General features: G+C 64.7%; 9 protein-coding genes and 1 tRNA gene. 7 read left to right on the top strand and 3 right to left on the bottom strand.

Annotation, left to right across the window (positions count from 1 at the left end):
* Positions 1–219: 219 nt before the first annotated feature.
* Positions 220–1290 carry an RluA family pseudouridine synthase gene (locus EN781_RS20130; protein WP_126057978.1) on the bottom strand — a complete coding sequence of 357 codons (1071 nt, stop codon included), beginning with the start codon at positions 1288–1290 and terminating at the stop codon, positions 220–222.
* Positions 1291–1316: 26 nt separating this feature from the next.
* Between EN781_RS20130 and EN781_RS35400 the strand changes: the two genes are divergently transcribed.
* The 6 genes from EN781_RS35400 (at position 1317) to EN781_RS20100 (ending at position 4662) form a co-directional block, all read left to right on the top strand.
* Positions 1317–1700, top strand: coding sequence for a fimbrial protein (locus EN781_RS35400; RefSeq protein WP_245455354.1), 384 nt, complete (start codon positions 1317–1319; stop codon positions 1698–1700).
* Positions 1697–2110 carry a VOC family protein gene (locus tag EN781_RS20120; protein WP_126057979.1) on the top strand — a complete coding sequence of 138 codons (414 nt, stop codon included), beginning with the start codon at positions 1697–1699 and terminating at the stop codon, positions 2108–2110. The genes EN781_RS35400 and EN781_RS20120 overlap by 4 nt, the downstream gene beginning before the upstream one ends.
* Positions 2111–2195: 85 nt before the next feature.
* Positions 2196–2270 (top strand) — tRNA-Glu (locus EN781_RS20115).
* Positions 2271–2485: 215 nt separating this feature from the next.
* Positions 2486–3076 carry a VOC family protein gene (locus tag EN781_RS20110; protein ID WP_126057980.1) on the top strand — a complete coding sequence of 197 codons (591 nt, stop codon included), beginning with the start codon at positions 2486–2488 and terminating at the stop codon, positions 3074–3076.
* 11 nt (positions 3077–3087) lie between these two features.
* A complete protein-coding gene (locus tag EN781_RS20105; RefSeq protein WP_127400264.1) occupies positions 3088–3990 on the top strand; it encodes a glutathione S-transferase family protein in 903 nt (300 codons plus the stop codon).
* Positions 3991–4293: 303 nt separating this feature from the next.
* Positions 4294–4662 (top strand): hypothetical protein, encoded by a 369-nt coding sequence (locus tag EN781_RS20100; RefSeq protein ID WP_126057982.1) that lies wholly within the window; start codon positions 4294–4296, stop codon positions 4660–4662.
* Between the two features lie 227 nt (positions 4663–4889).
* On the opposite strand, the gene EN781_RS20090 is transcribed toward EN781_RS20100, so the two are convergent.
* Together EN781_RS20090 and EN781_RS20085 are read right to left on the bottom strand one after the other, a co-directional pair.
* The gene (locus tag EN781_RS20090; RefSeq protein WP_126057983.1) at positions 4890–5105 is read right to left on the bottom strand and encodes a hypothetical protein; all 216 of its coding nucleotides are present in this window, start codon (positions 5103–5105) and stop codon (positions 4890–4892) included.
* A 230-nt stretch (positions 5106–5335) separates the two neighbouring features.
* Complete coding sequence (locus EN781_RS20085; protein ID WP_127400263.1) at positions 5336–5680, bottom strand: hypothetical protein; 345 nt, start codon at positions 5678–5680, stop codon at positions 5336–5338.
* A gap of 184 nt (positions 5681–5864) precedes the next feature.
* Between EN781_RS20085 and EN781_RS20080 the strand changes: the two genes are divergently transcribed.
* On the top strand, positions 5865–7564 hold a 1700-nt coding region (locus EN781_RS20080; protein ID WP_245492625.1), incomplete at its 3' end, for a PAS-domain containing protein.

Genomic DNA, 7564 nt, shown 5'->3' with positions numbered 1-7564 from the left:
CTCTTGGAGTGATGCCCCCGAAACGCGGCGGGCATGTGACGCGAATGCCAAACGGCTCATCCGCGGCAACTGCTGTATATAGGAACAAAACCAGAAAGGACAGGCATTTGTTCAACACGAAACAGTGTGTCACGCTAAAGTGAACAACGCCAGTCAGGTTTTTTTGATGGTTGCTTTGAAGCGGGTCGATGGTCGGTTTGAAGCGGATCGATGGCGGGCTCAGAGCTTGCGAAAGCCGCCGACGAGTGCCTCCATGTCCCTCGGTATCGGCGCTTCGAACCTCATCGCTAGATGGGTAGCCGGGTGCTGGAATTCAAGGAGCCAGGCGTGCAAGGCTTGCCTGGCAAATGCGTTGACTTCGCCTTTCAGCGGTTCGGGCAGCCGGTTGGCCTTGGTGCGGAAGGCCTGGCCGTAATCGGGATCGCCGACCACGGGATGGCCGATATGGGCCATGTGGACGCGGATCTGGTGGGTGCGGCCGGTCTCCAGCCGGCATTCGACCAGACTTGCCGTTGCGAATTCCTTCTGCCGCTCGCCGAAGCGCTCGATCACGGCAAAATGCGTGACGGCGTGGCGAGCGTCGTCGCGGCCTTCCGGCACCACGGCGCGGCGCACGCGGTCGGCGGCGCGGCCGAGCGGCGCGTCGACCGTTCCGGTCGGCCTCGACGGAATGCCCCATACGAGCGCGAGATAGGCGCGTTCGAGGTCGCCGGTGCGACCATGATCGGCAAACGCCTCCGACAGCGCCTTGTGGGCACGGTCGGTCTTGGCGACGACCATGACGCCACTGGTCTCCTTGTCAAGACGATGAACGATGCCCGGCCGCTTGACGCCGCCAATGCCGGACAGGCTGTCGCCGCAATGGTGGATGAGCGCATTGACCAGCGTGCCGGTCCAGTTGCCGGCGCCGGGATGGACGACCAGTCCCGCCGGCTTGTTGATGACGATAAGCTCATCGTCCTCATAGAGGATGTCGAGGGCGATCGCCTCGCCCCGCGGCTCCGCCGGTTCAGGCTCCGGCATCTCCACCGAGACGCGCTCGCCGGCGGCCATCCTGCGCTTGGCCTCCTCGGCGACCTTGCCGCCGATCCTGACCGCGCCCTGCCTGATCAGCATCTGCACCCGGCTGCGCGAGATGTCCCGGCCGAGCCGGCCGGCCAGCCATTGGTCGAGGCGCTGGCCGGCGGCATCCGGGCCGGCCTCCAGCATGACCGATCCGCCGGCTGTCAAATCACTGCCTGTCAAACGATCCTCTATTAATCTGGAGGCCTCTTCGCTATGAGCGCTCATCGAAAACCGTTCTGGAACCCAATTCCATGGCCAGGCCAATTGCCGAGGAAGACGAAGAAAAGCCGCTCGACGCCGAAGTCGAGAAGGTGCGCGGCAAACTCATCCGCTTCATGGCCGTCAATCTCGGGCTGCTGTTCCTTGCCCTTATGGTGGTGATCGCGGCGCTTGTCTACAAAGCGCGCAACGCGCCGCCTGCCAGCGCCCCGGTTGCCAGCGATATCCAGGTGCCGGCCGGCGAACCGCTTAGCGCCGACATCGTGCTGCCGGTCGGCGCCAAGGTGATCAGCCAGTCGCTGTCCGGCAACCGCATCGCGATCGATGCCGAGCTTGCCGACGGCAGCCGCGCCATCTTCGTCTACGACATCGCCGAGCGTCGCGTGATAGGCCAGTTTGCGATCCGCAACAAATGAGCGGCTTCGCCGACAAGCGCTGCATCGCTACCGTGGCGCTCGTCGTCGGGAACTATGACGAGGCGATTGACTGGTATGTCGAGCGGCTGGGCTTCGCGCTTGCCGAGGACGTCGATCTCGGCGGCGGTAAGCGCTGGGTGATCGTAACGCCGGCGAACGCAAACGGCGCGCGGCTGCTGCTTGCCGAAGCAGCGGACGAGACGCAGGCGAGCCGCATCGGCAACCAGACCGGTGGCCGGGTCTTTCTCTTCCTCGAAACCGACGACTTCGCCCGCGACCATGTGGCGATGCTGGCCGGCGGCGTCGAGTTCCGCGAGGCGCCGCGCTTCGAGGCCTACGGCACGGTGGCGGTTTTTGCCGATCTCTACGGCAATCTCTGGGACCTGATCGAGCCGAAACGACGGGGCTGAGCCCAGCAGTTTTGGAATATCGGCGAACTCTCCGAAGCCCAGTTGCTTTTTCCTGGCCGCCAGCCTATATCGCCGGTTCTTGAGCGCGCCCATCGTCTAGCGGTCAGGACACCGCCCTCTCACGGCGGGAACAGGGGTTCGATTCCCCTTGGGCGTACCAAGTCTCTCCAGCACATTTTTCCATTCCAGGATACGCCCCCGGATTCCGCGCGACGTTAGCAGCGCTTCGGCGCTTCTGGCGCAACGCCGCCGATTGAATTAGCATCCTGTCATTACCTTGCGCCAAAGGCGCAGGGCGGCGCCTTGGGGAGCGCCGGCGGTAAATGCCGATCCGAACTGGCCCGACAGAGGCGAGGATCGCAGGGAGGGAGACCGATGCAGAAACTGCAATCGCAGGGCGTCCATCACATCACGCTGGTCGGCGCCGGGCGCCAGACGTCGATCGATTTCTGGGAAGGCGTGCTCGGCATGCCCTTCGTCTTCGAACAGCCCAATCTCGACAAGGCGAGCGAGAGCCATCTCTATTTCGATCCGGGCGACGGAAGGCTGATTACCGTCTTCACCGATGAGAGCCGCACGGCGGTGCCCAGGCGTACGCCCACCGATACGGGCTGCGTCCACCACATCGCGTTTGCGGTGTCGCGCGTCACCTTCCTGCAGGCGGTCGCCCGGCTCGACGAGCGCGGCATCAAGCATAGCGGCGTCAAGGATCGCGGCTTCATGGATTCGATCTATTTCGAGGACCCGCTTGGCCTCTTGATCGAGCTCGCCTCGTACCGCTTCGAACCACCGGCGGGCTTCACCCATGCCGATGTGCTGATGCAGGCGCACAAGATCCGCGTCGCGCGCGGCGACTACAACATCGCGGAAGTGCATCTGGCCGACGCGATCCAGACGCTGGTCGAATGGTCGCGCGCGACCTTGTCGGACGAAAGGGCACCGAAAAATCCATATGAAAAGGCCTGAGGGAGGAACAGATGGCAAAGGCAGCAACGAAGAGTGCAAGGAAACCGGCGGCCAAGGCTGCGGTGAAGGCCGCCAAGCCAGCGCCGAAAGCAAAGGCAAAAGCAGCGGCCAAGCCAGCCGCGAAGGTGACGGCAAAGGCCGCACCCAAGGTGACGGCAAAGGCCGCACCCAAGGTGACGGCAAAGGCCGCACCCAAGGTGACGGCAAAGGCCGCGAAGAAGCCTGGGCTGAAGCTCAGCATGCTGAAGCCGAGCGTCAACAACATGACCGTTCGGGTGTTCGCGCGCGCCGCCGGCTTCGACCATGCCGAGACCGACGCTTGGGGGCTTACGCGCTCGCCGGAGTTCATGGCGCGCAACCCGGCCCATCTGACGCCGATGATCGAGGACAAGGGGCTGCCGAGAGGCGTGTTGTGGGAAAGCTGCGCCATCATGCAGTATCTCGCCAACAAGCACGGGCTGGAGAAATTCTACCCCAAGGCGCCGGCCAAGCGGGCGATGATCGACAGCGCCATGTTCTATCTGGTCGGCACGCTTTACCCCTACGTGGCGCGTGCCACTTATCCGGCGCTCGGTTTCCCGCAATATGCCGGCGAGGTCGGCCACAGCGACGCCCATCCTGACAGGAAATCAGAGGCCCAGAAGGCGGCAGCGGCAGCAATCGCCGAGCCGCTCGACGTCTTCCACAGCTTCTTCCGCAACGGCAAGCCGTTCATCGGCGGCAGCAATCCGTCGATTGCCGACATTCGGCTGGCGGCGACGCTCGAGTTCCTAGCGGTCATCGACTACACGCTGCCCAAATGGGCGAAGGACTATATGGCGGCGATGGAGAAGAAGCTCGGCAAGGCCTATGCTGAACCGGCCGGTGATGTGCGCGGCTACATCGCCTACGTGAAGTCGCAGGCGAAGGCGTAAGGACCACTGTGGTGGCGTTCCGGATTTGCCGGGCGCTTCGAGGCTAAGGATTCGTTAACCAAGGACCCTGTCTAATGGTCACTGGTTCAGCTCAGGCGCGCGACCACGGATGTACTGGCGCGATGCCGAGGCGAAAGCAAAGGTCGGCCATGCGCCGGCCTTTTGCTTTTCAACCGCCGCCGGTCCGGAAGCACTCTCAGCCTCGTGGCTGCGCCCGGCGATTGCCGAGAAACCTGTTGTCACCTGCGGCTTTGACCGTAGCATGAGATCGGCGGCGGAGCGGGAGAGACGAGGATCCTGGCAATGAAAAACGTTGCATTGCCGACAATCGCCGCGGCGCTCCTGGCGGCCATGTCCTGTCGATCGAATGCGGCCGAGCTCAACACCATGAACGATGTCGGCGCGGCGCTGCAGGCGTGCTGGGTCCCGCCGGCGAATTCCGAAAACTCGTCGGTCACCTTGAGCTTCAGCCTCAGGCGGGACGGCACGCTGATCGGTCCCCCCAGGCCGACGGCGATCAAGGTGAGCGGCGACGCCAAGGCCAGGCAAGCCTATGTCGAGGCCGCAACCTCGGCACTGCAGCACTGCCTGCCGCTGAGCTTCTCGCCGGCGCTGGCGCAGGGGATTGCCGGCAAAGTCTACGTGCTGCAGTTCAACTCGCCCAAGAGATAGCGCTGGATCCCCAAGTTCAGCCGGTCATCTCAGTGCCGACGGCGCCGAAGCGGGTTCAGGAAACCGGGGCGGACGACCCGTTGACGGCTGTCACGTCCGACAGCCTCTCTCGCTTCTCGAGCGGCGGCTTTTCGTAGGTCTTCTGGCTTTGCCTGCAGGCTGGCGGGAAGTATTGCGCGCCGGCATCGTGGCTGGCGGCGGCTAGAAGGCGATCGGCAGCCTCGGGGTCAGTGCCGCGCGCGCCTCGCGTTTACATGGCGCTGCAGATCCGGCGTCTCGTAGACGTAGTCGCTCCACGCCGATTCCGGAATTTGCCCGGCCAGATAGCATTCCAGCAAAAGGTTCTGCTCCGGTGTCAGAGGCCTCGGTGCCCGCTCGTGGTCCAGTCCGAGTGAGTGGATGAGGTTTCTGGTCAGGCCGGAGACGGTGAAGTGAATGGACATCCTCGGTCTCCCTTTGCCGCTACAACGCGAAGTGTGGGGCAAAGGTTTCACCGGGACCATTCGACACTTTGAGCTATACCGTCTGGCGGCTGAGGGCGCCGCCCGGGGGCCGTCCCACAGGGGGCCGGCGCCAGCGAAAGCAAAGGCGCGGTCGACAAACCGGCCGACCCGCGCACGGGGAGAGTGGTCGGCCTCGGCCTTCTTCCCAGCAAACTGAGTCTATCGCCCTGCTATTCGCAGACCACGCGGAAGCGCTTGCCGGGTGCGCTGACATTCCTGCAGGCCAGGGGCTGTTCCGGCTCGGACGACAGCGAGGGGGGACTTGCCGTCTGTCCTGGTGGCGCCGGCGGCGGGGGGAGCCTGCGGCCCGCGAGGCGTCTGGGTGCCTGCGGCGGCGCCGGAAAGGCACCTGGCTGCAACTGCGGCGGACCGGCTTGCGGCGGCGGCGGCCTGTCCCAGATGCGTCGGACATCGAGGGGCTTCGGGATCATCACCGTGCCGTCGTCGCTACGCGCGCAGCCCCCCGCCGCAAGCAGCGCCAGGCAAAGGAAAAGCAGCACGATTCGTCCGAACATTAGCAAAACCCTCATATGCCTTATAACGCGGCCGCGCGACGGCCGACAACCGGCGCGACACGGCTAGGCCGCGACCGACCCCGATCTCCGCTGATGTTTTGTTAAGGTTAGCGGATCGTTAATGCTTCTGAGGCACAGTCCGCCGACGAACCGCGACGGGGGTTCGGCTGGGGGTGGCATCAGCATGGCGGACGTGGACGGGACGGGCGGGAACGGCGGCAAACGCGACCCCCTCGAAGCAGCGGTTGCGCGTGGCGACGATGCGCTCGCCGGCGAAGACAGCGTACAGCATCTTGCCGATCTCGAGCGCACGATGGACGCCATGCACATGGGCGTCGTGCTCCTGGATGCCAAGCTCGATACACTGATCATCAACAAGGCCTACCGCGACCTCTCCAGGATTCCCGACGGAGCCGTGGCCGTCGGCGCTCCGTTCAGCCGCCTGATGGAACTCAACCGCCGCAACGGCATCTATGGCGATATCGACGAAGAGGAATGGCAGCGCTACCTCGCCGGCCGCGTCGCGGAGATTCGCGACGGCTCCGTGTCGCCGCGCGAGTTTGTCCACGCCGACGGCAGGACGATGATGTTTTCTGTCACCGCGCTGTCCGGGGGCAAGCGGCTGTTGACCTACTACGAGATCACCGACGTCAAGCGCCGCGATGCCGAGATCGAGAGCGCCAACGCCAGGACCGCGGAGACCTTCGCCAATCTTCGCGCCATGGTCGACCAGATGCCGATCGGCGTCTTGGTCCTCGACGCGGACATGCGCGCGCAGGTGATCAACCGCGCCTTCCACGAGTTCTGGAAAATCGAGCCCAGCCGCGCCGGGATCGGCAGCGGCTTCCGCGAGCTGATGGAAGCGAGCCGCGGGATCGACCCCTACGGAGCCGACGACGAGGCATGGCAGCGCCTCATGGCCGAGCGCGAGGCCGAGATCAGGGCTGGCGTTGCCGGATCGCGGCAGCTGCCACTCAATGACGGCCGCACGCTGATTGCCTCGCTGGCGCCGCTCGCCGGCGGCAAGCGGCTGATCTCCTACGTCGACGTCACCGACATGAAGGAGCGCGAGGCGGAGGCCGAGGATGCGCGCAAGAACCTCGCCACCGTGCTGGAATCGCTGCCGGCCGGCGTCATCATCTACGATCGTGACGACAGGTTCGTCTTCGCCAACCGCAAACTGCAGGAGACGCTTCCGGCGCTGAAGCCGGTGTGGCAGCCCGGCCGCAGTTTCCGCGAGGCGCTGGTTCTCGGCCATTCGGTCGGCTATTTCCGCCAGAGCGGCGATCCTGAGATCGACAGCCTCTATGAGCGCGATCGCGACGGGTGGTTCGACGCGATGCTCGCCCACTACCGGCTGCCGAACTCATCCTATGAACGGCGCAATCCGGACGGCCGCTGGTACCAGGTCTACGACATGCGGACCGAGGACGGCACCTTCATCGGCGTGCGCGTCGACATTTCCGACATCAAGAGTCGCGAGAAGGCGCTGCATGACTCCATGCGGCAGATCGACCTGTTCCGGCACGTCATGGACGAGCTGCCGGTGGCTGCCTTCATCAAGGCCCAGGATCTCAGCATCGAATTCGTCAACAAGGCATGGTGCGCGCTCACCGGCATTGCCAAGGAAGATGTCATCGGCCGCACCGATCGCCAGCTGTTCGGCGCCGATGATGCCGAAAACTACAGCCATGACGACATCGAGGTCGTCGCCACCGGCAACGGGCGCGAGGTCGAGGAGTCTGTCACCCATCGCGACGGCACCGTGCGGCAGCTGATGACGCGCAAGAGCCGCCTGGTGGCGACGGACGGGTCGGTGCATCTGGTCGGCTCCAGCACCGACATCACCGACGTCAAGGCGCGCGAGCGGGCGCTGGAAGAGAG

Source organism: Mesorhizobium sp. M4A.F.Ca.ET.090.04.2.1, assembly GCF_003999085.1.
Lineage (GTDB): Bacteria > Pseudomonadota > Alphaproteobacteria > Rhizobiales > Rhizobiaceae > Mesorhizobium.
The sequence above is the reverse complement of the archived record's forward strand: the minus strand, read 5'-3'. Positions and strand labels throughout refer to the sequence as shown.